Source organism: Fundidesulfovibrio putealis DSM 16056, assembly GCF_000429325.1.
GTDB classification, from domain to species: Bacteria; Desulfobacterota; Desulfovibrionia; order Desulfovibrionales; family Desulfovibrionaceae; genus Fundidesulfovibrio; species Fundidesulfovibrio putealis.
Genome location: NZ_AUBQ01000005.1, coordinates 349,120 through 374,636, shown reverse-complemented (window position 1 = coordinate 374,636; position 25,517 = coordinate 349,120). Strand labels below are relative to the sequence as shown.

The 25,517-nt window shown below is 61.3% G+C and carries 21 protein-coding genes; 11 read left to right on the top strand and 10 right to left on the bottom strand.

Annotation, left to right across the window (positions count from 1 at the left end):
* Positions 1-6: 6 nt before the first annotated feature.
* On the bottom strand, positions 7-1,182 hold the full coding sequence (locus G453_RS0107060) for a pyridoxal-phosphate-dependent aminotransferase family protein (RefSeq protein ID WP_027190483.1): 1,176 nt from the start codon (positions 1,180-1,182) through the stop codon (positions 7-9).
* A gap of 142 nt (positions 1,183-1,324) precedes the next feature.
* On the opposite strand from G453_RS0107060, the gene pyk reads away from it, so the two are divergent.
* The 4 genes from pyk to G453_RS27825 all read left to right on the top strand — a co-directional run bounded on the left by pyk (position 1,325) and on the right by G453_RS27825 (position 5,616).
* Positions 1,325-2,749 carry a pyruvate kinase gene (gene pyk / locus G453_RS0107055; RefSeq protein WP_027190482.1) on the top strand — a complete coding sequence of 475 codons (1,425 nt, stop codon included), beginning with the start codon at positions 1,325-1,327 and terminating at the stop codon, positions 2,747-2,749.
* A gap of 53 nt (positions 2,750-2,802) precedes the next feature.
* A complete protein-coding gene (locus G453_RS0107050; protein WP_235731710.1) occupies positions 2,803-3,294 on the top strand; it encodes an L-2-amino-thiazoline-4-carboxylic acid hydrolase in 492 nt (163 codons plus the stop codon).
* 85 nt (positions 3,295-3,379) lie between these two features.
* The gene (locus tag G453_RS0107045; protein ID WP_027190480.1) at positions 3,380-4,048 is read left to right on the top strand and encodes an HAD family hydrolase; all 669 of its coding nucleotides are present in this window, start codon (positions 3,380-3,382) and stop codon (positions 4,046-4,048) included.
* A gap of 152 nt (positions 4,049-4,200) precedes the next feature.
* On the top strand, positions 4,201-5,616 hold the full coding sequence (locus G453_RS27825; RefSeq protein WP_156920838.1) for a hypothetical protein: 1,416 nt from the start codon (positions 4,201-4,203) through the stop codon (positions 5,614-5,616).
* Between the two features lie 177 nt (positions 5,617-5,793).
* Here G453_RS27825 and G453_RS0107040 read toward each other — a convergent pair whose 3' ends face one another.
* Positions 5,794-6,447 carry a DNA alkylation repair protein gene (locus tag G453_RS0107040; protein WP_027190479.1) on the bottom strand — a complete coding sequence of 218 codons (654 nt, stop codon included), beginning with the start codon at positions 6,445-6,447 and terminating at the stop codon, positions 5,794-5,796.
* A 2-nt stretch (positions 6,448-6,449) separates the two neighbouring features.
* Positions 6,450-7,400 carry a membrane protein gene (locus G453_RS0107035; protein WP_027190478.1) on the bottom strand — a complete coding sequence of 317 codons (951 nt, stop codon included), beginning with the start codon at positions 7,398-7,400 and terminating at the stop codon, positions 6,450-6,452.
* Between the two features lie 143 nt (positions 7,401-7,543).
* Here G453_RS0107035 and G453_RS0107030 point away from each other — a divergent pair, with 143 nt between their 5' ends.
* From G453_RS0107030 to G453_RS0107015, 4 genes are all read left to right on the top strand, one after another.
* A complete protein-coding gene (locus tag G453_RS0107030; protein ID WP_027190477.1) occupies positions 7,544-8,182 on the top strand; it encodes a TetR/AcrR family transcriptional regulator in 639 nt (212 codons plus the stop codon).
* Between the two features lie 42 nt (positions 8,183-8,224).
* Positions 8,225-9,337, top strand: a complete 1,113-nt coding sequence (locus G453_RS0107025; RefSeq protein WP_027190476.1) for an efflux RND transporter periplasmic adaptor subunit — start codon at positions 8,225-8,227, stop codon at positions 9,335-9,337.
* Positions 9,338-9,625: 288 nt separating this feature from the next.
* Complete coding sequence (locus G453_RS0107020) at positions 9,626-13,114, top strand: efflux RND transporter permease subunit (RefSeq protein WP_027190475.1); 3,489 nt, start codon at positions 9,626-9,628, stop codon at positions 13,112-13,114.
* Between the two features lie 82 nt (positions 13,115-13,196).
* Entirely contained in the window at positions 13,197-13,676 is a 480-nt protein-coding gene (locus G453_RS0107015) for a DUF3124 domain-containing protein (protein ID WP_043644751.1), read from the top strand.
* A 400-nt stretch (positions 13,677-14,076) separates the two neighbouring features.
* Here the strand turns inward: G453_RS0107015 and G453_RS0107010 are convergent, their stop codons facing one another.
* The 5 genes from G453_RS0107010 to groES form a co-directional block, all read right to left on the bottom strand.
* On the bottom strand, positions 14,077-14,667 hold the full coding sequence (locus tag G453_RS0107010) for a peptidylprolyl isomerase (RefSeq protein WP_043644749.1): 591 nt from the start codon (positions 14,665-14,667) through the stop codon (positions 14,077-14,079).
* A gap of 217 nt (positions 14,668-14,884) precedes the next feature.
* Positions 14,885-15,403, bottom strand: coding sequence for a hypothetical protein (locus tag G453_RS0107005; RefSeq protein WP_043644747.1), 519 nt, complete (start codon positions 15,401-15,403; stop codon positions 14,885-14,887).
* A 13-nt stretch (positions 15,404-15,416) separates the two neighbouring features.
* Positions 15,417-16,754 carry an HD domain-containing protein gene (locus G453_RS27090; RefSeq protein WP_084502153.1) on the bottom strand — a complete coding sequence of 446 codons (1,338 nt, stop codon included), beginning with the start codon at positions 16,752-16,754 and terminating at the stop codon, positions 15,417-15,419.
* Positions 16,755-16,899: 145 nt separating this feature from the next.
* On the bottom strand, positions 16,900-18,540 hold the full coding sequence (gene groL / locus G453_RS0107000; protein ID WP_027190471.1) for a chaperonin GroEL: 1,641 nt from the start codon (positions 18,538-18,540) through the stop codon (positions 16,900-16,902).
* A gap of 50 nt (positions 18,541-18,590) precedes the next feature.
* Positions 18,591-18,878: a co-chaperone GroES gene (groES, locus tag G453_RS0106995; RefSeq protein WP_027190470.1), complete on the bottom strand. Its 288-nt coding sequence runs from the start codon at positions 18,876-18,878 to the stop codon at positions 18,591-18,593.
* A 555-nt stretch (positions 18,879-19,433) separates the two neighbouring features.
* Here groES and motA point away from each other — a divergent pair.
* The gene (motA, locus tag G453_RS0106990) at positions 19,434-20,285 is read left to right on the top strand and encodes a flagellar motor stator protein MotA (protein ID WP_027190469.1); all 852 of its coding nucleotides are present in this window, start codon (positions 19,434-19,436) and stop codon (positions 20,283-20,285) included.
* Between the two features lie 247 nt (positions 20,286-20,532).
* Here the strand turns inward: motA and G453_RS0106985 are convergent, their stop codons facing one another.
* Positions 20,533-21,126: a hypothetical protein gene (locus G453_RS0106985; RefSeq protein ID WP_027190468.1), complete on the bottom strand. Its 594-nt coding sequence runs from the start codon at positions 21,124-21,126 to the stop codon at positions 20,533-20,535.
* Between the two features lie 115 nt (positions 21,127-21,241).
* Positions 21,242-22,240 carry an efflux RND transporter periplasmic adaptor subunit gene (locus G453_RS26150; protein ID WP_051271924.1) on the bottom strand — a complete coding sequence of 333 codons (999 nt, stop codon included), beginning with the start codon at positions 22,238-22,240 and terminating at the stop codon, positions 21,242-21,244.
* A gap of 464 nt (positions 22,241-22,704) precedes the next feature.
* Between G453_RS26150 and G453_RS0106975 the strand changes: the two genes are divergently transcribed.
* Both G453_RS0106975 and G453_RS0106970 read left to right on the top strand, forming a co-directional pair.
* Entirely contained in the window at positions 22,705-24,648 is a 1,944-nt protein-coding gene (locus tag G453_RS0106975) for an NADH-quinone oxidoreductase subunit 5 family protein (RefSeq protein ID WP_027190467.1), read from the top strand.
* Positions 24,648-25,493 carry a respiratory chain complex I subunit 1 family protein gene (locus tag G453_RS0106970; protein WP_027190466.1) on the top strand — a complete coding sequence of 282 codons (846 nt, stop codon included), beginning with the start codon at positions 24,648-24,650 and terminating at the stop codon, positions 25,491-25,493. The genes G453_RS0106975 and G453_RS0106970 overlap by 1 nt, the downstream gene beginning before the upstream one ends.
* The last annotated feature ends 24 nt before the right edge of the window (positions 25,494-25,517 follow it).

Below are 25,517 nucleotides of genomic sequence, written 5' to 3'. Positions count from 1 at the left end.
GGCCGATTAGGCGCACAGATGGGCCGGGGGGCCGGATTTCATGGCCTGCCCGTAGGCGTTCATGGCCCGTTCCAGGCAGTCGGGACAGCTCACGTAGCCGCCGGAGGCGACGAAGGCCTCGCGGAAGGCGGCCAGCCCGGCCAGCACGTCCCCGAAGTCCACGTGCCCCATGTGCCCAAGGCGCACCACCTGATCCTTCATGTGGCCCTGGCCTGCTGCCAATACCACCCCATAATCATTGGACGCGGCCTTGACCACTGCCGACCCATCAACTCCAAGCGGCATCTTGATGGCCGTGAGCCCCCAGGTGAAGCTGTCCGGGGCCAGAAGCGTAAGGCCCATGGCCGCCGCGCCCTCGCGGGCCATCATGGTCAGCGCCCACTGCTTGCGGAACAGGTTCTCCAGTCCGAACTCCCTAAAGAGCCTCATGCTCTCGCGAAGCCCCACCAGAAGCCCCACCGAGGAGGTGAACATGGTCTGGTTTTTGGCGATCTTCTCGCGCTCGCCCTGAAGCTGGAAATAGAAGTTGGCGGGCTTCACCGTGGCGCACTTGGCCCAGGCCTTGTCCGAGCAGGCGATGAAGGCCAGGCCCGGCGGCAGCATGAGCCCCTTCTGCGACCCGGTGAGCAGGCAGTCCAGCTCCCAGGCGTCCATGGGGCAGGGCGAGATGCCAACGGCGGAGATGCCGTCCACCACCAGGAGGACGTCGCGCCCCTTGGTGATCTTGGCCAGCTCCTTCACGGGGTGCAGAACGCCCGTGGAGGTCTCGGAGGCCTGAACGCACACGCCCGTGATGGAGGGATCGGCGTCCAGGATGGCCCGCACGGCCTGCGGATCTACCGCCTGGCCCCATTCCACGGGCATGCGCACGGGAATCTGGCCGTGCATGTCGCAGATTTCGCCCCAGCGCTCGCCGAACTTGCCGCCCTCGACGCACAGGATCTTCTCGCCGGGGGAGAACAGGTTGGTGACGGCGGCGGCCATGGCCCCGGTGCCGGAGCACGACAGGGGCATGACCTCCTGGGAGGTCTGGAAGAGATATTTCAGCCCGGCGCGCACATCCTGCATCACGGGCAGGAATTCCGCCTTGCGGTGATGGATCATGTCCCGGGCCATGGCCAGGCGCACCTCTTCGGGCAGCGGCGTGGGGCCGGGGGTGAGAAGCCTCATTTTGTTCAGCATTGACTGGTCCTCGCTGACCGGGTTTTACACAAAAGCCCGGCGGAGCGCATCCCTTTGTGCCCCGTCCCAAAAGCGTTTTTTTGATACACAACCACAACCCGATCCGGTATACATGACGCCGAACCCTCTCCCGGAGAACCCCATGACCACCAAGATCATCGCCACGTTAGGCCCCGCATCCATGTCGCGCGAGTCCATAAAGGCCCTGGCCCTGGCCGGAGCCTCCATTTTCCGGCTCAACTTCTCCCACTCCGTGGCTGCGGACTTCGAGCCGATCATAAAGATCATCCGCGACGTGGAGTCCGAGATCGGGCGCCCGCTCACCGCGCTTGGCGACCTGTGCGGCCCCAAGACCCGCATCGGCGAGATCGCCAACGCCCCCAGGCAGGTGGACAAGGGAGAGATACTGCTGCTGGGCCTGCCGGACGAAGTCCCCGGCGACCTGGGCGACCGGACCTTCGTGCCGCTGGACGTGCCGGGCCTCTTGTCCGGACTCGCTCCGGGCATGCCCGTGAACCTCTCCGACGGCATGCTGCAATTCACCGTGACCCGCACCGTGAAGTCCGACCGGCTCTTCGAGATGCAGGCCCACAACGCCGGCATGCTGTCCTCGCGCAAGGGCATAGCCTTTCCCGGCAAGCACCACGCCCTGCCCGCCCTCACCGAGAAGGACATCAAGGACCTGCACGAGGGCCTGGACATCGGGCTGAACGCCGTGGCCATCTCCTTCGTGCAGAACGCCGACGACATCCGCCACATCAAGGGCGAGATCAAGAAGCACGACGTGTGGATTCCGGTCGTGGCCAAGCTCGAGCGCCAGAACGCCGTGGACCATCTGGACGAGATCCTGGCCCTGACCGACGTGGTCATGGTGGCGCGCGGCGACCTGGGCACCGAATGTCCCATTGCCATGCTGCCCATCATCCAGAAGAAGATCATCCGGGCCTGTCGCCACGCGCAGAAACCGGCCATCGTGGCCACCCAGATGCTCCTCTCCATGGTGAAGAACCCCATCCCCACCAGGGCCGAATCCACCGACGTGGCCAACGCCATCATGGACGGGGCAGACTGCGTGATGCTCTCCGAGGAGACCGCCGTGGGCGATTTCCCGGTGGAGGCCGTGTCCTACATGCGCGAAATCTCCTCCAACGCCGTGAGCTACTACCTGGAACGCCTCGACGGCCCCTACGCCCCCAAGAAGGAAAAGAACCCGGCCAAGTACCTGGCCTACTCCGCCTGCATCCTGGCGGACAACGCCGAGTCCAGGGCCCTGGTGAGCCACTCGCTCTCCGGCGCCACGGCGCGCCTCATCTCGTCGCGCAGGCCGAACCTGCCCATCTACGCCCTGACCCCGGACGAGCGCGTCATCCACCACATGAACTTCGTCTGGGGCGTCACCCCGCGCCTGATCCCGGTCACGGACGAGAGCCACATGAAGCGCGCCGAGCACTTCGTGGCGCAGTCGCCCGAATTCGACGCGGGCGAATCCGTGGTGATCACCGCCGGGCAGCCCACGCCCGGCCAGACCGAGCGCTTCACCAACCAGATCAAGCTCTATTATAAATAGGCAAAACGATTGCGCCCCTCCCGGACGTTTCCGGAGCGCGCCGGGACGGGCTTTTGGACATTCTTTCGACGGAGCTGCGCGTGGGCATCACGCTTCTCAGGCAACGGGCCATCGAGGCCGACATCTTCCGGGCCATGTACCTGACCCTGGCGGAAACCCTGGGGAAGAACGCGGCCCTGGAAGCCGTGCGCCGCGCCGCCTGCGACCTGGCTGCCCAGGCCGGGCGGGCCTTCGCTTTCGGCGCGCCGGGCGGGGCGAGCTTCGCCCACTTCAAGACCGTGGTGGACCTGTGGCGCGGCTCCGGGGCGCTCTCCATTGAGAACGTGCAGAGCGGCCCGGACGAGCTGAGCTTCGAGGTGACGCGCTGCGCCTACGTGGAGACCTACCGGGAGATGGGCCTGCCGGAAGAGCTGGTCGGGCTGGTGTCCTGCTGCCGCGACGAGCCCTTCGCCACGGCCTATTCGCCGCACATCGTCATGGAACGCCCCGAAACCATCGGCACGGGCGCGCCCCGCTGCTGTTTCCGCTTCACCTGGAAGGACTGATGCCCCCGGTTTCGCTCAACCGGGCCTGCGCCCTCCAGCCGCCATCCGGCCCCGAATGGGCCGCAAACACCTCAAGGAGCCGCTGATGTCCGTGCGCGCCGTCATCTTCGATCTGGACGGGACCCTCTTGAACACCCTGGAAGACCTGGCCGACGCGGGCAACGCCACGCTCAAGGCCTTCGGCTACCCGGCGCATCCCGTGGAGAGCTACAAGCAGTTCGTGGGTGACGGCGTGGCCATGCTGGTGCAGCGGGCCATGCCCCCGGAGCACATGGACGCCTACCCCAGGGTGCTTGCGCGCATGCGCGAGGAATACGCCAAACACCTGGACCGCAAGACCAAGCCCTATCCCGGCATCCCGCAGCTGTTGAAGGCGCTGTCCGGGCGGGGCATCGCCCTGTGCGTGCTGTCCAACAAGCCGGAGCAGTTCTGCAAGGCCAACATGACGCAGTTCTTCGGGGGAGTGCGCTGGGCGGCCATCGTGGGGGAGTCGGCGGCGATACGCAGGAAGCCCGACCCGGAAGGAGCCCTGGCCATTGCCAAACGCCTGGGCATGACGCCGGAAGAGTTTCTGTTCGTGGGGGATTCGCCCATGGACGTGAAATGCGGGCTGGACGCTGGCATGACGCCGGTCGGCGTGACGTGGGGCTTTCGCGGGCGCGACACCCTAGAAGAGGCCGGGGCTAAGCTGTTCATCGACAAGCCGGAGGAGCTCATGGGGCTGCTGGTGGACTGCACCCCTGTCACCCCCTAACCCTCGCAAGAGACTGAATAACGCAAAACTAAACTCACGCCACCCGTCAAACATCTATATCGACGAAGACAATCGCCGCCATGTTATTGACAAATGAGTTTAAACCCTATAAATTTTCCCCATAGTACAATCCACAATAACGAGGTCGTGCCATGCTCTTTTCAGAGTACCATAAGCTTCCCGAGCTTGAATACGAATGGTTCGACACGGTCCTTTCCATTGACAGCAACCTTTTCCTAGATCCATTCTTAATTTACAAATCTCAGAACCCATATTTCGAAAAATGCCACGCTGAAGTAATAAAATTCTTTGAACATGCCTTCAAAACTGTTGCTCGTGCATCTGACACTGAAAGCACTTTTTGGAAACAATCTTTAAAGATACTTTCATTCCCTGAGGTTGAAGAACTATGTCTTGGCTTTACAATTGACGGTACCGGCGGCGCTGGATCTGCAGGAGGATTTGCCAACATCCTCGCTGGAGCTGTCCTTGAATGCACACAAGCAGGATTTGCAAATATCAATCACTTTGAAGAATTCGGCCTATTTAAAGAAAGAATCGGGAAAGACAGAATTAGCGACGCGACGGCAAACATTTTGAAGCCATATTTTATAAAATACACACAGGATATATGCCGAGATCATAATATTCCAACAAAAGCCTGCAAAGTTCGGCACGGCATCTTCAATTATGAGAGAGGTGGATGGGAGGACACTGTCGAACAATTACCATACAACCCCTATAACTTCCATGGGACCATTATAACTCCCAAATCATTTCTCAGACATCTTCCAACAATTAATTCTGACAGCTTTTGGACATATTGTCTCGACAACGAAAGCGAGACACTGCGCAACGAGCTCAACATAGACATCACCAGCAAAATTGACAAAAAAGCCATTATCCGCATTGCGCAAGAGCACCCGGATATGCGCAAGCGTTTCATTCAATTCATTGAGGGTGACAAGCCTATCCCATACAATTTTAAGAAAGACAGACTCGGGATTCTCTCGTGGTACAAACCTTCCAAACAATATTGTACAGACAATCCAACCACAATCAACACAACAAGCGAACAGGAATTCATTCTTTCGGTACGCAATATATTAAATCACTTCCAGATTTTCATCACCAATAACAGGGGATGGGAACTACTAATTAACGACGACAAATCACAGAAAAGAGAGAGTGCAGCACAATCTCTGCTACTTGGAATAGTAAAGCACTACTGTCAAGCAAATGACATCGATATCTCTAAAGAAGTAAACATTGGACGAGGCCCCGTTGATTTTAAATTCTCACAAGGATACAGCTACAGATGCCTCCTTGAATTAAAAAAGGCAAACAACACAAAATACTGGAATGGATTTTCCAAGCAGCTCCCCAAGTACCTTGAATCCGAAAATATAATTTACGGATTTTACATGATAATAATTTACAATGACGATGACATAAAACGCATTAAAGCGATTCAAGAAAAAATTTCAAACATAAAAACATTATCACCGTACAAAACAGAGGTCATAGTTATCGACGCTAGACAGCCATTGTCTGCATCACACTTATAATTCCAAGCTTTGATGTAATTTACATACTCCCTACAGAACAGTGAACATACAAAACGGCTTAATATTATCATCTTATACCATTCTTACTCATAAAAAACCAACGCACGTCTCGTTCCCATCTTGATAACAATTGTTATTGATGACGCACTTTTTAAATTCCATAAACTCTCGCAAATTTCAGGCCGGGTCCAACTCCCGTAACGCGTCCCGCGCGATCCAGCGCGCGGACTTCGATTCCCGCTTGACCAGCCTGCGGGCCGTCTCCACGGCGGCGACTCTCAAGGCCGGGCTGCGCTTGCCGATCTGCCGCAAGGCCCAGTTCACGGCCTTTTTCACGAAATTGCGCTCGTCGTCCGCCGCGCCCTCGACCAGTTCCAAGAGCGGCAGAAAATCCCTGTCCGGCGCGGCCTTGTGGTGCACGGCCAGCTGGGCCATCAGCGAATATCCGGCCCGGCGCACGAACTCCTCCTCCCGAGCAGCCCAGCTCACGGCCAGTTCCCAGGCCAGCGGCGTCTTCACCGCCAGCTTGTTGCAGAACTGATCGGTCAGGTCCCAGGAATCGAGATCTTCCACCCAGCGCTCCAGCTGGTCGCGCCCCGCTTTTTTGGGATCGTCGATCAGGCAGGCCAGGATGCGCGCCTCGTGCACCTTCGTGTCCCAGAGCGTCTGGGCGAGTTCATGCTCGCGTCCAAACTCGCGGGCCAGGGGCCGCATGGACGCCATGCTGACGCCCAGGGCCCGCGCCGTATTGATGCCGAAGCGGGCCATGCCCTGCCGGTTGTGCTCGCTGCCAAGCTCCCGCAGCCTCTCCAGAACTTCGCCCGCAGTCACGGCTACCCCAGGAAGTAGTAGCCCACGCCCACCACCAGCAGGCTGGCCGCGCGGAAGCTCTGGTTGTGCACGATCAGCTTCATGGCCAGGGCGGGCTTGAAGATGCCCGCGTAGTACGGGAACTGGTGGCGGAAGGCCCGCATGGGCGTGGAGAGCAGGTTGCCGAGCAGGAGCGCCAGCACCACCTCCTTCTGCGGCAAATCCCCGGCGTTCAGAAGCGCGCCCGCGGCGGCCAGCCCGGCCGTGAACTCCGCGGCCATGCCGAACACCACGATGGACGCGGCCTTGGGCGAGAGCCAGGACATGAAGCTCAGGTTGTCCGCTATGAAGCGCTCCGCCGCCGCGAACGCACCCCAGGAATTGAGCGCCACCATGGCCGCATAGATGGGCACGGTGATCAGGCAGATCTTGGTGATGCGCTTCTTGAAGCGCTTCCAGCTTTTGAGCAGGGCCTCGCGCCAGGTGGGGCCGCGCTCGGGCAGCTGGCACTCCACGCAGCCCTCGGGCAGCAGGGGGAGCAGCACCCGCCCGGCCGCCACGATGCCCAGCGTGCGCAGGATGGCCGCGCCCAGCGTCATGCCCACGTACACCGCCGCCGCGCGCCCCAGAAAGGGCACGGTGACGAAAATCATCGTGGGCAGGTGCAAAAAATACGTGGGCAGCGAGTTGAACATGTTGGCCAGGATGAGCTCCCGGTCGGAGAGTTTGCCCTGCTGGTGCGCCTCGGAGAGCATGGTGTTGGCGGCCATGCCCGAGAAGAAGGCCATGGAGAAGCTGGCCCCGACGATGTCCTGCATGTGGCCCGCGCGGATCAGCGGGCGGGCGAAACGGGCCAGGAAGCGTGTCCAGTTGAGGGTTTCCACGAGGTTGGCCGCCAAGAGGCTCAAGGAGAGCGCCCCCAGCAGCTTGAGTATGGGCCAGGCAGTCGAGTGCCAGATGGTTTCGATGGTCATGAGGCGGGCATCATAGCCCGACGCGCCGGGGATGCCAACGGCGGCGTAACGCTCCCCCCCGCACGAGCTGAATAAATCTGTTGACGGAAATCAGACCCGGATTTAAACACCGTTTAAATCGCAGCTTGAAACGGTGCTTAAACATGGACCACAGCGACACCCACACCCGCATCCTCGAGGCCGCCATCGAGGTATTCCTCGAGAAAGGCTTCGTCCTGGCCACGGTGCGCGACATCTGCGCTCGCGCCGGGGCCAACGTGGCCGCCGTGAACTACCACTTCGGCTCCAAGGACGCCCTGCACGCAGCGGCGCTGGAGCGCATCATGTCCGAATGCCACGACCAATTCCCCATGGAAGAGGGGCTCTATCCGGGGCAGCCTCCGGAAGAGGCCCTGGAACGGTTCATCTTCAATATACTGCGCCTGAACTACCCGGACGATCCGGCCATGGCCCGACGCAGCGACCTCTTCTGGATGGAGCTGGCCAACCCAAGCCCCGCCCTGCAACCCCTGGTGGAGCGCTTCATGCGCCCCATCAAGGAACAGCTGGAGCGGGTCGTCCGGGGCATCATCGGTGATGCCGACCCCGAGACCGTGCGCCTGTGCGCCGGGTCCATCGTGGGCCAGATATTTTTTCACACCCAGAACCGCCAGATCATCACCCAGCTCTACCCGGACAAGACCTATCTGCCCCACGACGTGGCGCGCCTCGGCGAACTCGTGTTCCAGTTCTCCCTGGCCGGACTGCGCGCCCTGCGCGAGTGCCCCGGCGGGCTCTCGTAACGGCGCGAGCCGCCCCTTCGTCTGACAACCACGAGGTATCGTATGAACAGACTCATCGCCCCGCTGGTCCTGACCATTGCCTTGGCCCTGTGCGCCGCCTGCGCGCGCGAGCACGCCTTCGAAAAACCGCCCCTGCCCGTATCCGTGCAGCCGGTGGCCTCCGTGGCCGCCACCTCCGGCGAGCAGGCCGCCCTGGCCACCCGCTACAGCGCCGTGCTGGCCCCGCGCGAGCAGGTCAGCCTGGCCTTCAAGGTGCCCGGCTACGTGGAGACCGTCACGCCCTCGGCCCGCGACAAGGGCTCGCGCGTGACCAAGGGCCAGGTGCTGGCCCGCCTGCGCGACGCCGACTACAAGGCCAGGCTGGCCCAGGCCAAGTCCACCCTGGACGAGGCCCGCGCCACCCTGGCCCTGGCCAAACGCGACCAGGAGCGCAACTCCAAGCTCATAAACGGTCAGGTGATATCGCGCAGCGAGTTCGACCGCACCCAGGAACGCCTGGAGGTCGCGCAGGCCAAGGCCGCACAGGCCCAGGCGGCGCTCGAGCAGGCCGAGATCAACCTGCGCGACGCCACCCTCGTCTCCCCCATGGACGCCATGGTGGTGCGCCGCGACGTGGAGCACGGCACCCTGGTGAACCAGGGCACCGTGGCCTTCGTGCTGGTGGACCTGACCTCGGTGAAGGCCGTGTTCGGCCTGCCCGACCAGGACATCGCCCGCGTGAGCCTGGGCAACACCCTGGGCATCGTCTGCGACGCCCTGGCCGGTCGTGAGTTCACAGGGATCGTAACGGCCATCTCCCCCTCCGCCGACCCCAAGAGCCGCACCTTCGAGGTGGAAGTGACCATCGCCAATCCTGACCTCTCCCTGAAGGACGGCATGATCGCCACGGTGCGCCGCGCCTCCGCCGGACAGCGCGCCTCCCTGGCGGCCATCCCCCTGCACGCCCTGGCCCGCCCCGCCAGCGGGAGCGACTTCGTGGTGCACGTTCTGGCCGAAAAGAACGGCAAGACCGTGGCCCAGCTGCGCACCGTCAGCGTTGCCGGGGTGGCTGGCGACATGGTGACCATCCTGTCCGGGCTGACACCCGGCGAGCAGGTGATCACACGCGGGTCCACGCTGGCCACCGACGGGCAGGAAGTGCGCGTGATCAAGTAGTGAGGCAAGTTTTGGCGTGGAAGACAGCCTCCGGCGGCCAAAGGGGCGAGCCCCTTTGGAAACCCTTATGGGTTCGGCGGTCCGGAAACGTCTGAAGACGAGGCGCAACACCGGAACATTCCGGATTCTTTGAATTCTCTGGTCGGACGATGCGTCCGGCACTTTGGAAACCCGTATGGGTCCGGCGTTCCAGAAGCGTCTGAAGACGGGATGCGGCGCCGGATCATCCAAGTATATTTGAGTTCTCGGGTCGGACGGTACGTCCGGCCTTTTGACGGGAGTCTTTTCGTGAACGACAAACGCAACATGGCCCGCTTCTTCGTGGAGCACCGCCACGTCTCCTGGGTGCTGCTTATCGCGGTGCTGGCCTGGGGCGCCTTCGGCTACGCCAAGATGCCCCAGCGCAAGGACCCGGACATCCCCGTGCGCGTGGCAGCCGTGCTCTGCCCCTGGCCGGGCGTGCGCGCCGAAAAGGTGGAGGAGCTGGTCACGCGGGTCATCGAAGCCCGCGTGGCCGAGAACGACAAGGTGGACCGGGTGGAATCCGTCACCCGCACCGGCATGTCCGTCATCACCGTGAAGCTGCGCGACGAGATCGCCCAGACCGGCGAAGTGCTGGACGACATCAACCTGAAGCTGAACTCCATCAAGGGATTGCCCGACGGAGCCGGCCCCATCACGTTCCTGAAGGATTTCGGCGACACGGCCACCCTCATGCTCACCGTGGCCTCGCCCAGGGCCTCCCAGGCCGAGGTCGCCGTGCGGGCCGCACAGGCGGTGCGAGTCATAGAGGCGCTGCGCCAGAGCGCCCCCGGCCCCAGGCTGTCCATGGCCCTGGTGGTGCCGCCAAGCGTCCCGCAGCAACAGGTGGAGCGCAAACTCGCGCTGTTTGCCGCCTATCTCAAGAACACGCCGGGCGTCTCGGACCTGCGCACCGGCACGGAGCCGGGCATGGTGGTGGCCGACGTGGCCGCGTCCATGCCCCCCGAGGCCTTCCGCGATCTGGTGATGACCTTCGCCCGCACCGGCATGAAGCACTCCGAGCTGCACCCGGACCTGTGGCAGCCTGTCATCGTGGCCGACCCCGCCGGTACGCGCCAGGCCTTCGAGGAATCCGCCGGAGACGCCTATAGCTTCAGGGACCTGGAGGACTTCACCGAGACCATCTCGCGCACCCTGCGCGCCGTGCCCCAGGTGGCCAAGGTCACGCGCTGGGGCGTTCGGCCAGAGGCCGTGTTCCTGGACTACTCCCAGGAGCGGCTGGCCTCGCACTCTGTGCAGCCGTGGCGCATCCAGGGTGCCTTTACCGGGCGGAACATCGCCCCCAGCGGCGGCGTGGGCGAATTCGGCGGGCGCAACGTGGCCCTGGACCCCACCGGCGAATTTTCCTCCGAGCGCGAACTGGGGGCCACGCTGGTTTCGCAGGGCCTGTACCTGCGCGATCTTGTGGAGATGGAGCGCGGCTACGAGACCCCGGCGGACACCATCAACCGATATACATATCGTGACGCCTCGGGCCAGTGGCGCTCCGGCAAGGCCGTATCCCTGGCCGTGACCATGCGCTCCGGCGAGCAGATCGGCGATTTTTCCAAGGCCGTGGACGCCGCCCTGGACGGCCTGCGCCAGCGCCTGCCCGAGGATCTGGTCATGGCGCGAACCTCGGACCAGCCCAAACAGGTGAACGAGAGCGTCTCGCTCTTCATGAACAGCCTGTACGAGGCCGTGATCCTGGTGGTGCTGGTAGCGGCCGTCGGCTTCCGGGAGTGGCGCTCCGCGCTGCTGATGGCCCTGTCCATCCCCATCACCCTGGCCATGACCTTCGGCTTCATGCACACGCTCGGCATCGACCTGCAACAGATCTCCATCGCCTCGCTGATCATCGCCCTGGGCCTCCTGGTGGACGACCCGGTGGTGGCGGGCGACGCCATCAAGCGCGAGCTGAGCGCAGGCACGGACCGCTCCGTGGCCGCCTGGCTCGGACCGACCAAGCTGGCCAAGGCCATTCTGTACGCCACCATCACCAACATCGTGGCCTACCTGCCCTTCCTGCTGCTCTCGGGCGACAAGGGGCGCTTCCTGTACAGCCTGCCCGTGGTGGTCACCTGTTCGCTGGTGGCCTCGCGGCTGGTGTCCATGAGCTTCATCCCCTTCCTGGGCTATTACCTGCTGCGGCCCGGCAAGGCCGAAGCAGGCCCGGACAAGGGCTTCGCGCGCCACTACTACCGCCTTGGCGGCTGGCTGATCGACAACCGCTGGAAGGCGTTGGCCGTGTCGCTGGTGCTGGTCGGAGCCGGATTCTGGGCCAAGAGCCTGTTAAAGCCCATGTTCTTCCCCATCGACCGTTCGTATCTCTCCTACGTGGACGTGACCTTGCCTGAGGATTCGGCCATCGACCTCACCGCCGAACTCGCCGCCACGGTGGAGCGAGCCGTGCTGCGTGCCGCAGACGACTTCGGGCGCGCCCACCCGGAATACCCCGTCCCGCTCACCTCGCTGACCAGCTTCGTGGGCGGCGGCGGACCGCGCTTCTGGTTCTCGGTGACGCCCGAGCTCAAGAAACCCAACTACGCCCAGGTGCTCATCCAGGTGCAGGACAAGCACGTCACCGAGCTGTTCAGCGCCCCGCTTCAGGCCGAACTCTCGCGGGAAATCCCGGGCGCGCGCGTTGACGTGCGCCGTCTGGAGAGCGGCCCGCCAGTAGGCATCCCGGTGCAGATACGTCTGGCCGGAGAAGACGAGGCAACGCTTCGCGAGATGGCCGAGCGCATGAAGGGGGCTCTTCGCGCCCTGGACGTGGCCGAGCGCGTCAGCGACAACTGGGGCTCGCACCGCTTCACTGCCCGCGTGGCCATTGATCCGGACAAGGCCACCCTGGCCGGGATCACCAACCAGGACGTGGCCCGTTCCTCGGCCATGGCCGTAAGCGGCCTCACGGTCACCAGCCTGCGCGAAGGCAGGCTCTCCACACCGGTGGTCCTAAGGCTGCGCGGCGAGGAGCGCGCCAAATTGTCGGATATCGCCAACCTGTACGTCTATCCCCAGAACGGCGAGCACAAGGTCCCCCTGACCCAGGTTGCGGACATCACCTGGGGCATGGACGGGGAGCGCATCGCCCGGCGCAACCACTTCCGCACCATCACCGTGTCCTGCTTCCCGGTTCCCGGCGTGCTGCCATCCGAAGTGATCGGCGCGGCCATGCCCGCCATCAAGGCCCTGGAGGCGGATCTCCCGCCGGGCTACACGCTGGTTATCGGCGGCGAGTACGAGGAACAGGTGAAGGGCTTCGCGGAGATGGGCATGGTCATGGGCATTTCCGTGGCCATGATCTATCTGGCGCTCCTGTTCCAGTTCAAGAACGCGGTGAAGCCCCTGCTGGTGTTCGGGGCCATCCCCTACGGCGTGGCCGGGGCGTTCGCGTCGCTGGCGCTCATGGGCCAGCCCTTCGGGTTCATGGCCTTTCTGGGAATCGCAAGCCTGATCGGGGTGATCGTCAGCCACGTGATCGTGCTGTTCGACTTCATTGAAGAAAAGCTGCACGCGGGCGAGCCCTTGCGCCAGGCCATCCTGGATGCGGGGCTTTTGCGGCTGCGCCCGGTGCTCATCACCGTGGGGGCCACCATCACGGCGCTGTTCCCGCTGGCGAAAAACGGCGGCCCGCTCTGGGAGCCGCTGTGCTACGCCCAGATCGGGGGCCTGGCCGTGGCCACCTTCGTGACGCTGCTCATGGTGCCGGTGCTCTACGCCATCGCCGCCTTCGACCTGAAGGCCATACGGTGACGCGCCCTGCCCGGTTTACGGGTAACACTTTACGCCGGGCGGACTTGTCCGCTAGATTGGGGCGAATCAGCCGGAGGAAGTCATGAACCGCGTCCATCGCCTCGCCGTCTTGCCCCTGCTCTTCGCCCTGGCCGTCCTGGCGGCCCTGCCCGCAGCGTCGCGCGCGGCGGAAACCTCCAAGGGCCAGACCGTGTACGTGCCCTGCTATTCGCACATCTACCACGGCATCAAGACGCGGGGCATCGACCTGACCATCACGCTGTCCGTACGCAACACCGACCCCAAGCGGGCCGTGACCGTCTCTTCCGTAGACTATTACGATACCAAGGGCGCGCTGGTGAAACGCTATCTGGACAAGCCGCTTCGCCTGGAGCCCATGATGACGGTGGAGTACATCGTGGCCCAGACCGACGAGTCGGGCGGGTCCGGGGCCAACTTCCTGGTGCGCTGGTCTTCCGAGACCCCGGCGAGTCCGCTGCTGGTGGAGGCGGTGATGATCGGCACCAGCGCCCAGCAGGGGATATCGTTCACCAGCCGGGGCGTGGCGGTTCCGGGCGAGTAGCCTTCCCCTCTTCCCGCACATGATACAAAGAGCCCCGGCCTGCGCGTTTCGCAGTTCGGGGCTCTCTGATTTCGGAGGATGCCTCCGGCGGCCAGAGAGGAAACTTTTTGAAAAAAGTTTCCTCTCTGGACTCTCCTTCAAAAACTTCAAATGGGCTTCGCGTCCCAGTGCGATACCGACGCCCGCAGTAACGAATCTGACTCAGAGTCGCCGGAAACCACAGACCTATACGGGTTTCCAAAGGGGCTCGCCCCTTTGGCCGCCGGAGGCTCTCTTCCGACCACCTCCCCGGCACTCGCCTCACGCCTCCCGGTCCATCCGACGCTCAGCCTCTACAAGACAAAAGCCGGGATGATCACCTGTTGGCGTGGAGCTTGCCCGGCCCCCTGACAACGCGTCTCTACTTGCTGATCACTTCGGCCTTGATGATGGTTACGGGCTCGCGCGGCACGTCGGAATACGGCCCCTTGGTCATGGTGGGCACGGCCTTGATGGCGTCGACCACGTCCTTGCCTTCCACCACCTTGCCGAACACGGCGTAACCCCAGCCGCTCTGGCTTTTGCCGGTGTGGTTCAGGCCGGTGTTGTTCTTCACGTTGATGTAGAACTGCGCGGTGGCGGAGTGGGGGTCGCCGGTGCGGGCCATGGCGATGGTGTAGTTGTCGTTGGTGAGGCCGTTGTCGGCCTCGTTCTTGATGGGGGCGCGGGTCTGCTTCTGCTGCATGTCCTTGTCCATGCCGCCGCCCTGGATCATGAAGCCGTTTATGACGCGGTGGAAGATCAAGCCGTTGTAGAAGCCGTCGTTCACGTACTTCAGGAAGTTTTCAACCGAGGCCGGAGCCTTGGCCGGGTCCAGCTCCAGGACGATGTCGCCTTTGCTGGTTGTGAGCTTCACCAGGGGGTTGGCGGCCTGGGCGTCGGCTGCAAAACCGGAGAGCAGCAGACAGGCGACAACGGCGAGGGACGCGAGAAAGCCGAAACGTGCGTTCATGGGTGTTCCTTCTTGATGGCCTGGACGAATCACGGGCCAGTTGATTGCGTTTGCGGCGACCCCAGCGTCGCCGGAGCGTGCCCCGGCGATGCGCGCGTGCATGGCGTGCCTGATGCGTTGTGCCGCCTGGGGCGGTCAGCGTCAAGAATCGACATCCCCATTCGCCAGCAAAAAAGCCCCGAAGCTTTCGCTCCGGGGCCTTGATCAACTCAATTGGTCAGGGGGTATGCCAGATATAAGGAGTCAGCTTGTCGTACACTTCTTGAATCCGTGCAGTCGGGTACCGTTCCCCTTTCCATTTTTTAAATTCTGACACAACTCGTTCCTGAGTAGGCCTATCACCCTGGAACTTTATACTTTCTGCACAGTACAGTGCAGTTCCCACACTTTCAAGATTATCAAAAGTGAAGTCACCGACAATACCCTGGAATTTTTTCAAGAGATCGGAAATTTGCTTTTCCACGTCTGGATTCAAAGCCGGATGTGAGTCAAGTGTGAGAATTTCATAGCTGGCTTTGTTTTCTTTGATCTCATCCCAAAACGCCATGTCACTCAAGACCCTCGCCAGATCGAAAGAGAATGGGCCATATGTGTATGGTTCGAAGCTCAAACCAGTGCTAACCCCTTGAGTATTAAGGAAATACAAAAATTTATGAAGAACAATTTTATCGAGAGGGAGATTGTTCTTCTGAAGGGTACGGAGCACGCTGGCGACGGCGCTTTTGGAATTTATCATGGCTCTCCCCTTTTCATACCGCATTGACTTCATCAAGAAGTGCCCGCACATCTTGTTCTTTTTCAGGCACGACGTAAACTCTGTGGATAGAAGGTGGGTCAGTAGCGAGATGGCTGAATATCCATGACCTCTGGCAGATGTCAACGTGTTCGGATTCCCTCCCCTTACCCTCTTTGCTCAACAACGTGATCATGCCTTGAGGCGGAACCCCGGTTTCATCTGGCCCTGACTTTTCAGCTAGTGAGCCACCCCACTTTAAAATCTCAACCTCCCTACTATAAACGAAATAGTCTTCACCCTTAACCAGGCTTGGTTCAGACTCGAGTCTACGCACAAGCAACTTGAACAATCGAACTCCACTATCTGACATCGAACTTGTATCGATCACTGGTACGAGGTGCTTTGCTCTCAACAGATAAGGTGACCATGGATTTCCACCTTTCCCTGCGTTCTTTATATGCTCTGTGATTTCATAGTCATCAAGTAAAGCGAGTCGTTCCAGGTCAACTTCCTTTAACTCCCCTGACACAACATTAAATGGTTCATTATAGCGCACAAAATCGCGCATAAATCGACCCAACACTATATCATACCCACTTCGCGTTCTGTGAAATGGGATCTGCATATTATAATGGTAGCGCGCTATAAGCAACGACTCAGCAACATGCAAATCGCTCTCATCAACGCAAAGCGTGAGCAGTCCTGTATCACCATCTTCTGTCGCTGCAAAAATATTAAGAAATCTAGCGAAGTCATATTCTCCATACTTCGCACCACACAGATGCGCATCTCTCAACAGATAATCGGCACGATCCGCATCAAGTTGACCAGACACTATCTCATGAACCAACCTAAATTTTGCTGGAGGAGTCTTTGCCAGCAAAGAAGACACTTCCCTCGGGTTGACCCCCTCCCCTTCAAGAATACTTGATATATGTGGATCTTTCTCAATTATATACTGACTCAACGCTTCATGCTTTAAACCTGACAGCCACTGCTTCTCAACTGCATGAGAAAATGGAAGATGCCCAATGTCATGAAGCAGTGCGGCGAATCTCAACGTTTTGATCAGTCTTTCAGAAGGTTCGTTTATCAGCCTAGTCTGCTTATGGTCATGGACCCCTGCGAGAATCAAAGTTGAACAGTGCATGACACCAAGAGAATGAACAAATCGAGAATGCTCCGCAGAAGGATATACGTACTTTGTCAAGGCAAGCTGATGCACACGTCTCAAGCGCTGAAACAAAGGCGTATCAACTATACGCATTTCCGCAGCTGTCAGATGAACAAAGCCGTATACGGGATCTCTCAGCCGGTGCTTCACATCGATTTTCTTAAAATATTCTTCCATGGCATCTCCAGACAATCACGATTCCAAAAAATATTTTATCATAAATACACCCTCCAACACATTTTAGCAACTTAAAAAGGCCCCGAAGCTTTCGCTTCGGGGCCTTGATCAACTCAATTGGTCAGCGTGCGGCTAGGCTTGTGGCCTAGTACATGCCGCCCATTCCGCCCATGCCGCCGCCGGGCATGGCAGGCATGTCCTTCTTGGCTTCGGGCTTCTCGGCGATGGCGCACTCGGTGGTGAGCAGCAGGCCGGAAACGGAGGCGGAGTTCTGCAGGGCGATGCGGGTGACCTTCTTGGGGTCGATGACACCGGCCTTGATCAGGTCTTCGTACTCGCCGGTGGCGGCGTTGAAGCCGTAGCCTTCCTTGCCCTCGGCGACCTTGGCAACCACGATGGAGCCTTCGAATCCGGCGTTGCCGGAGATCTGGCGCAGGGGGGCTTCGCAGGCGCGGCGGACGATCTCGATGCCGGCGGTCTCGTCGTCGTCGACGGGCTTCACCTTCTCGAGGGACTTCAGGCAGCGCACCAGGGCGACGCCGCCGCCGGGGACGATGCCTTCTTCAACGGCAGCGCGGGTGGCGTTCAGGGCGTCTTCGACGCGGGCCTTCTTTTCCTTCATCTCGGTCTCGGTGGCGGCACCGACGTTGATGACGGCCACGCCGCCCACGATCTTGGCCAGGCGCTCCTGGAGCTTCTCGCGGTCGTAGGAGGAGGTGGTCTCATCGATCTGGGCGCGGATCTGCTTGACGCGGGCCTTGATGTCGTCGGCCTTGCCGCCGCCGTCGATGATGGTGGTGTTTTCCTTGTCGATCACCACGCGCTTGGCGCGGCCCAGATCGGCCAGGGTCAGGCTTTCCAGCTTGATGCCCAGGTCCTCGGAGACGGCCTGGCCGCCGGTGAGGATGGCGATGTCCTGCAGCATGGCCTTGCGGCGGTCGCCGAAGCCAGGGGCCTTGACGGCGCAAACCTGCAGGGTGCCGCGCAGCTTGTTGACCACCAGGGTGGCCAGGGCTTCGCCCTCGACGTCTTCAGCCACGATCAGCAGGGGCTTGGCCATCTTGGCGACCTGCTCCAGCACGGGCAGCAGATCCTTCATGGAGGAGACCTTCTTCTCGTTGATGAGGATGAAGGGATCGTCCATTTCGCAGACCATCTTCTCGGGATCGGTCACGAAGTAGGGGGAAAGGTAGCCACGGTCGAACTGCATGCCCTCGACCACGTCCAGGGTGGTTTCCAGACCCTTGGCTTCCTCGACGGTGATGACGCCTTCCTTGCCGACCTTGTTCATGGCCTCGGCAATGATGTTGCCGATGGTGGCGTCGGAGTTGGCGGAGATGGTGCCGACCTGGGCGATCTCTTTCTGGTCGCGGGTGGGCTTGGCCAGCACGGCCAGCTCGGCGACGATGGCTTCAACAGCCTTGTCGATGCCGCGCTTGATGGCCATGGGGTTGCGGCCGGCGGCCACGAGCTTCACGCCTTCCTTGAAGATGGCCTGGGCCAGGATGGTGGCGGTGGTGGTGCCGTCGCCGGCGACGTCGGAGGTCTTGGAAGCGACTTCCTTGACCATCTGAGCGCCCATGTTCTCGAACTTGTCGTCCAGCTCGATTTCCTTGGCGACGGTGACGCCGTCCTTGGTGATGACCGGGGAGCCGAAGCTCTTCTCGATGACCACGTTGCGGCCCTTGGGTCCCAGGGTGACCTTCACGGCGTTGGCAAGCTTGTCAACGCCCCTTTTCAGCTTTTCGCGGGCCTTGGAATCATAGAGAATTTCTTTAGCGGCCATATATGTCTCCTTGAATGAACAGGATGTGAGTTGAAATGATCGTCGAAAAACTACTCGATGACGGCGAGGATGTCGTCCTCACGCATCATCAGGTACTCGTCGCCGTCGATCTTGATCTCGGTGCCGGCGTACTTGTTGAAGAGGACGTTGTCGCCCTTCTCCACGGCGGGCTTGGTGCGCTTGCCGTCATCGCCGACCTTGCCGGGGCCCACGGCGATCACTTCGCCTTTCATGGGCTTTTCCTTGGCGGAGTCGGGGATGATGATGCCGCCCTTGGTCACCAGTTCTTCTTCCAGACGCTTCACCAGAACGCGGTCGTTCAAAGGCTTGAGCTTCATTGGGGGTAATCCTCCAGGTGGTATTTGCTTTTCTCATCGTGTTAGCACTCGCCAAGGGTGAGTGCTAACGACGTGCAGCTAGATAAGGCACATATCAGAAAAAGCCAACAAGAAAAGTTAAAATTTAATGAAGCCGTAGGACGGCAGCGGCTTTCATACCTGAATAATCTCGAGATTTCTCACGCATTCAAGAAATATCTCAGATTTTCTCGATTTTTCACCGAGTGCTCCTCCGGAATAGCCTGCCCTGACGCCAAGCCCGGCGTCACCCGCCATCACCGGCAGGGCGACACCGCACTGCACGTCTGCCGCATCAGCCTGACGGCGCCTTGCAAACCTCGCTCCACGGCCCGGCCCGGGCGGCCTGCCTTCCTCACAAGGGAATCCAGAGCGGTATGATCGGCTTGACTTTCAGACATATTCCGGAGAACTAATCCACGTGGTTTTGCCTGTCTTGCGGCTGCACTATCCATGCGGCACGCCTCGAAAGGCTCCTCACATCTCCCTCTGGATTCTCAACGCTCGGCAGCAACTCGCCGGGAGGGGCTGGATTATATGACCGCGATTATTGGCGTCATCATGGTTCTGGGCAGCGTCATCGGAGGCTACGTGCTCTCCCATGGCCAGCTTGGAGTCCTTGTCCAACCTTATGAACTGCTCACCATCGGCGGCGCGGCCATGGGTGCGCTGTTCATCTCCTCGCCCATGAGCGTGGTGAAGGACGTCTTCAAGCACCTGCCCCAGATCTTCACCGCCAAGGAGGACTCCAAGGCCTTCTACATGGAGATCCTCACCCTCATGTACGAATTGTTCCAGCTGGCCCGCCGCTCAGGCGCCGTGGCCCTGGACGCCCACGTGAACCGCCCCGCCGACTCCGACATCTTCCGCCGCTTCGGCGCCGTGACCAAGAACAAGACCGTTTTGAACTTCATCTGCGACAACCTGAAGATCGTCATCGCGGGCAACATCGAACAGCACCACTACGAAGCCATCATGGACACCGACATCAGCACCCGCAAGCACCACGACTCGCTCGCGGGCGGCACGGTCAGCAAGACCGCCGACGCGCTGCCGGGCCTGGGCATCGTGGCGGCGGTGCTTGGCATCGTCATCACCATGGGCGACATCAACCAGCCCCCCGAGGTCCTGGGCAAACACATTGCGGCTGCGCTGGTGGGAACCTTCCTGGGCGTTCTGCTCTGCTACGGCTTCGTCGGCCCCATGGCCACAATGCTTGACCACCAGGCCGCTGCCAAACAGGCCCGGCTCAAGGTGGTGAAGTCGGCGCTGATGGGCTACTCCATCGGGCTGGCCCCGATCCTGGCCGTGGAATACGCCCGGCGGGCCATTCCCAGCAACGTGCAGCCCACCATGGAAGAGTTGGAAGAAGGGATGAAGAGCAGCTAGCAGGTTGCGTGGGAGACAGGGCCCGGATCATCAGACGGGGAGGATGGGGACGGGAAGGATGGCCTTCACGACCATGCCCCGCAGTCGGTTAGCGCCCGACCCGGAGATTCCCGGAATGCACGCCGCGCAGGGGCGTCAAAACAGCAGCGCTTATTACTCTCGACAAACGCGCCTGTGATTTTTGAGTGCAACGTCCGTGTGACACACGACGCCACGTCATTTGAGGACAACGAGAAAAGGCGCGCCGCTAGCTCTTCGGCTGCGAATGCACCACGGCGGAAGCGCCGCTCCTGATGATGTCCAGCTCCCGCATCAGCCTGTCCAGGCGCAGGCCCTGGGGCGGCAGGTTTTCAATGCCGCAGACCTTCCTGTTCATGTCGTCGCACCACTTGGTCAGGTCCGCGATGCCGTACTTGGCGGCGTCCGCGAAGAACACCGCCTTGTCGTTCTGATCGGGCACCCCGTCCCAGCGCAGCTTGAGCCCCAGGTAGTTCCTGTCCGAGTGGAACTGCGAGTGCTTCACCTCATAGCCCGCCAGGAAGCTCAGGGGCTCGCCCATGGTGTCGGTGGGGTCCACCAGCTTGAAGTAGGCCAGCAGGGCCACTCCCGCGAACTTCTCCACGGGCATGAGCTGCGAAGCCTTGAAGGACAGGCTCATCCCGGCGGAAGAGAGGTCCTCGATGCGCGGATAGGGAGGCTTGCCCTGGATCATCTTGGGATCACCCAGCTCTTTCAGGTGGACCCGTCTCATCTCCGAGGCGCGCCTGAGCCAGATCGCCAGTTCAAGCACGATGTTCTCGTCGGTCTCCACCCTGAAGGTGCTGCGGTAATCATCGTCCATCGTGCCTCCTGGTGCTGCGCCCACGCGGACCTTTCCTGACTCCTAAAAGACATTGCGCGAGAAAACAACAGGTTGTGCAATCGACAACCCTGACTGCCGATTCTTGTGATGCAGCCTACGAGCGGGGACCGTCCGGAACCTGCACCGTGACCTTCCCGCGCATGCCCTCCTTGAGGGCAAGGTCGGGGTTGGGCAGCGAGAGCTCCACCTCGAAGTGCGCGGGCAGCTGCACGTCCGACCAGGCCGCCGTCATCTGGATGCGCACCACCGTGGCCTCGAAGGTCTTGCCGGGCAGGGTGTCGAAGGCGATGGCGGCCTTGTCGCCCACGCGCAGTCTGGAGATGTAAATCTCGTGCACCAGGGCCCGCACCAGGATGGGGTCCATGGAGCCCACCACGAAGAGCTTGGTCTTCTTGGACAGGATGACCCCGGGCTTCACCTCCGGGTTGACCCAGAGCACGTGCCCGGCCACCGGCGTAGTGACCCAGGACACGCCAGGCAGGTTCTTCTCGCTGGCCTTCTGCCCGAACTTGGCCCTGGCCAGTTCCAGCTCTCCGGCGGCCATCTCGCGCTCCATGCGCAAGCTCTCCTCGATGATGCGCTCGCGGAACTTTGCCAGTTCAAGTTCCTTGGCTTGGTCGTTCACCTCCTGGGTGGAAGCCAGGCCGCGCCCGAGGCGCATCCGGGTCTCGTCCAGGTTCTTGCGCATGAGGGAGATTTCCGCGCGCACCCGCTCCAGGTTGGCCTCCTGGGCGCGGATCTCGCCCTGGGAGAGCTTGCGGCGCTCGGACAGAAGGTCCTCGGGCGGGAAGGCGTATTCAAGCAGTCGCTGCTCCAGGTCCACCTTCTGGCCGATGTCGGCAAGCATCTTCATGACCTTCATGCGCCCGGTGAACGGCTTGATGGGGGGCTCGGCGTCCTCGCCGCGCTTGAGCTTGATCTCTTTGGCCATGGACTCGAATATCTTCATCTCTTCGGGGCTGGCATGGGGGCTCAGGACCTCCATGTGGTTGGGGCTGAAGGTCTTGCCGACGAAGACGACGTCCTCTGCGGCGGCAGGCCCGGCCCACAGCGCGGCCACGACGAGAAACGAAAAGCATATCAACTGACGCATCAATCCTCCAGACATGCAGGCCAACAGGCGGGGTTTCCCCCGCGCGATGGTCCACCTTGTAGCGATTTTTCCGTGGCAGTCAAAGCCGGGTATATCCTCCCGCGCCGGTTGCCAAGGAGTTTGCAGACTCCGACGTGGTCCTGACGCGAAAAAAATGCCGCCGTTCACCGCCAATATCATACCGTTCACCGAGAGAAAAACACCGCTTATGAGCGGCCTTCCGGGCCGCGCCCCCAGAGACGGCGTCAAGACAGTACCGGAACTAATTTCTGTGTGCCTTGACCGAAGAATTTCAATTCCTTATGGAACGTTTTCAAGCTCTCATTCCAGTTTTTCGCCTGTTACCTGCCGACCGGGGGGTCGGAGAATTATCAACAGCCAGACGCGGGAGGTGGCCTCCACCATACAGTTCATGCGCATCGAGGCGAGGAAATTGACTCGACACAACCTAACGTGAGGTGAATATGGACATCTTGGTTTTCGCGACCGTGGTGCTCCCGTTCCTGGCGGCAATTGCCCTGTTGCTGCTTCGGGACAAGGGCTCCAGAAGCCTGATCGTGGTCGGAACTGCGGTGGTCCTGGCCGCAGCTTCCCTGGCCCTGGTCGGGCAGGGCTCCTTCGAGTACGCGCCCAAAAGCCTTTTGGGGATCGGCCTGGACGGGCTGATCATGCTGCTCGATTTCGGCCTGCTGTTCGTCATCCTTTTCATGGCGCTGACGAAGCTCAAGAGCACCCTGGTGGCCGCGCTCACAGCGGCTCAGATCATCGGTCTCATCTACCTTGAATTCATCATGCCGCACGGCTCGGCCGTGGCCGCGCCGGCCATGTTCGCGGACCAGCTGTCCATGATCATGGTCCTTGTAATCTCCATCGTCGGCTCACTCATCTGCGTGTACGCCCTGGGCTACATGCCCACCCACGAGGAGCACCTGCGCCTGCCCAAGTCCAAGCAGCCCAGGTTCTTCTTCTTCCTGGTGGCGTTCCTTGGCGCTATGAACGGCCTGGTGCTGGCCAACAGCCTGCTCTGGCTGTATTTCTTCTGGGAAATCACCACGTTCTGTTCCTTCATGCTCATCTCCCACGACGGCGACGAGACCTCCGTGAAGAACGCCACTCGCGCCTTGTGGATGAACATGACCGGCGGCGTGGCCTTCGTGTTCGCGCTGATCTTCATGCAGAAGTCCGGCACGGGCCTGTACCTGTCCGAGCTTTTGAAGCCCGGCTTCTCCGCCGCCGGAGCCGCCGCGCTGATCCCCCTGTTCATGCTGTGCTACGCGGGCATCACCAAGAGCGCCCAGGTGCCGTTCCAGAGCTGGCTCACCGGCGCCATGGTCGCGCCCACGCCGGTCTCCGCGCTGCTGCACTCCTCCACCATGGTCAAGGCCGGCGTGTACCTGGTGCTGCGCCTGTCCCCCGCCTACGCGGGCACCATGCTGTCGGGCATGCTGGCCATGTTCGGCGCCTTCACCTTCCTGACCGCCTCGGCCCTGGCCGTGGGACAGTCCAACGCCAAGAAGGTGCTGGCCTACTCCACCATCGCGAACCTCGGCCTGATCATCGCCTGCGCGGGCATCAACACCCCCGCAGCCATCACCGCAGCCATCGTGATCATCATCTTCCACGCGGTGTCCAAGGCCCTCATGTTCCTGTGCGTGGGCACCATCGAGCAGAAGATCCATTCGCGCGACCTGGAAGACATGCGCGGCCTGTACCTGACCATGCCCAAGACCACCATCGTGGCCCTGATCGGCGTGTTCACCATGCTGCTGCCTCCCTTCGGCGTGCTCCTGGGCAAGTGGATGGCCATCGAAAGCGCCGCCGCCCTGAAGTACATGCCCGTCACCATCATGCTGGCGCTGGGCTCCGGCCTCACCGTGATGTTCTGGGCCCGTTGGGCGGGCATCCTGCTCTGCACCCCGTACCCCAAGGGCGTCACGCCTGAAGTCCAGCCCGCCACCGTGCGCGGCCCCCTGGTTATCCTGGCCTACGGCGCGCTGCTGCTGTCGCTGCTGGTGCCCTTCGTCTACGGCGGGCTGATCGAGCCTGCGGTGAAGAGCTCGCACAAGGCCGCCGGATACGTCCTCTCCGCGTGGAACTTCGTGAACGCGCAGGGCATCTTCTACATCTATCCCCTGTTCCTGGTCCTTGGCGTGGGCTTCTACCTGGCCTGGAAGGCCGCCCGCAAGATCGACCCGGCCAGCTGCGTCGGCCCCTACCTGTGCGGCGCGCAGGCCAAGGACGACAACACCGCTTTCGTGAGCACGGGCCGCGCCAACGTGACCTATCAGGCCGGTAACTTCTATCTGTCCTGGATCTTCGGCGAAGAACGCCTCACCAGCTCCATCAACATGGTGGCCGGGGTTCTTCTCGCGGTCATGCTGGGACTTCTGCTGGGAGGGGTGATCTAATGGGTAAGCTCCTGCTCGCCACCATCGCCGTGTTCCTGGCCCCGGTCATCGGCGGCCTCATCGCCGGCCTGGACCGCAAGACCACCGCCTGGCTCCAGTCCAGGGTCGGTCCTCCGATCCTCCAGCCATTCTACGACGTGTTCAAGCTCCTGGGCAAATCGCCCATGATCATGAGCCCCTGGCAGGTCCTCTCCGTATGGGTGTACCTGATGAGCGCCGTGCTCACGGTGTTCCTGTTCTTCATGGGCTCCGACCTTCTGCTCATCTTCTTCGTGCTGACCATCGGCGCGGTGTTCTTCGTCATGGGCGCGCTGGTCACCCAGTCGCCTTACGCCCAGCTCGGCGCGCAACGAGAGCTGGTGACGATGCTCACCTACGAGCCCCTGATCATTCTGGTGTTCGTGGCCATCGCCATGGTTACCGGCAGCTTCAAGGTCTCCGAGGTCTTCGCCTACGGCAAGCCCCTCCTGCCCCAGCTGCCCCTCATGTTCATCGTGCTGGGCTACGCGCTGACCATCAAGCTGCGCAAGTCGCCCTTCGACATCTCCACCTGCCACCACGCCCACCAGGAAGTCGTTCGCGGCGTGCTCACCGAGTACTCCGGCCCGCAGCTGGCCATGATCGAGATCGCCCACTGGTACGAAGTGGTCTTCGTGCTGGGACTGGTCGGCCTCTTCTGGGCCACCAGCTTCTGGGGCATGCTCGTTCTGCTGGTGCTGACCTACTTCGTCGAGATCCTCATCGACAACGTCACCGCCCGCATGAACTTCAAATGGATGCTGAAGAGCGTCTGGGCGTGGGGCCTTGCCCTGTCGGTCCTGAACCTGCTCTGGCTGTACGCCTAATCCTTCCTCACTGGAGATAGAACA

Coding starts and splice junctions, on each gene's coding strand:
- G453_RS0107060 (WP_027190483.1), bottom strand. CDS start 1,182: ATGCTGAACAAAATGAGGCTTCTCACCCCCGGCCCCACGCCGCTGCCC.
- pyk (WP_027190482.1), top strand. CDS start 1,325: ATGACCACCAAGATCATCGCCACGTTAGGCCCCGCATCCATGTCGCGC.
- G453_RS0107045 (WP_027190480.1), top strand. CDS start 3,380: ATGTCCGTGCGCGCCGTCATCTTCGATCTGGACGGGACCCTCTTGAAC.
- G453_RS27825 (WP_156920838.1), top strand. CDS start 4,201: ATGCTCTTTTCAGAGTACCATAAGCTTCCCGAGCTTGAATACGAATGG.
- G453_RS0107035 (WP_027190478.1), bottom strand. CDS start 7,400: ATGACCATCGAAACCATCTGGCACTCGACTGCCTGGCCCATACTCAAG.
- G453_RS0107030 (WP_027190477.1), top strand. CDS start 7,544: ATGGACCACAGCGACACCCACACCCGCATCCTCGAGGCCGCCATCGAG.
- G453_RS0107025 (WP_027190476.1), top strand. CDS start 8,225: ATGAACAGACTCATCGCCCCGCTGGTCCTGACCATTGCCTTGGCCCTG.
- G453_RS0107015 (WP_043644751.1), top strand. CDS start 13,197: ATGAACCGCGTCCATCGCCTCGCCGTCTTGCCCCTGCTCTTCGCCCTG.
- G453_RS0107010 (WP_043644749.1), bottom strand. CDS start 14,667: ATGAACGCACGTTTCGGCTTTCTCGCGTCCCTCGCCGTTGTCGCCTGT.
- G453_RS0107005 (WP_043644747.1), bottom strand. CDS start 15,403: ATGATAAATTCCAAAAGCGCCGTCGCCAGCGTGCTCCGTACCCTTCAG.
- G453_RS27090 (WP_084502153.1), bottom strand. CDS start 16,754: ATGGAAGAATATTTTAAGAAAATCGATGTGAAGCACCGGCTGAGAGAT.
- groL (WP_027190471.1), bottom strand. CDS start 18,540: ATGGCCGCTAAAGAAATTCTCTATGATTCCAAGGCCCGCGAAAAGCTG.
- groES (WP_027190470.1), bottom strand. CDS start 18,878: ATGAAGCTCAAGCCTTTGAACGACCGCGTTCTGGTGAAGCGTCTGGAA.
- motA (WP_027190469.1), top strand. CDS start 19,434: ATGACCGCGATTATTGGCGTCATCATGGTTCTGGGCAGCGTCATCGGA.
- G453_RS0106985 (WP_027190468.1), bottom strand. CDS start 21,126: ATGGACGATGATTACCGCAGCACCTTCAGGGTGGAGACCGACGAGAAC.
- G453_RS26150 (WP_051271924.1), bottom strand. CDS start 22,240: ATGCGTCAGTTGATATGCTTTTCGTTTCTCGTCGTGGCCGCGCTGTGG.
- G453_RS0106975 (WP_027190467.1), top strand. CDS start 22,705: ATGGACATCTTGGTTTTCGCGACCGTGGTGCTCCCGTTCCTGGCGGCA.
- G453_RS0106970 (WP_027190466.1), top strand. CDS start 24,648: ATGGGTAAGCTCCTGCTCGCCACCATCGCCGTGTTCCTGGCCCCGGTC.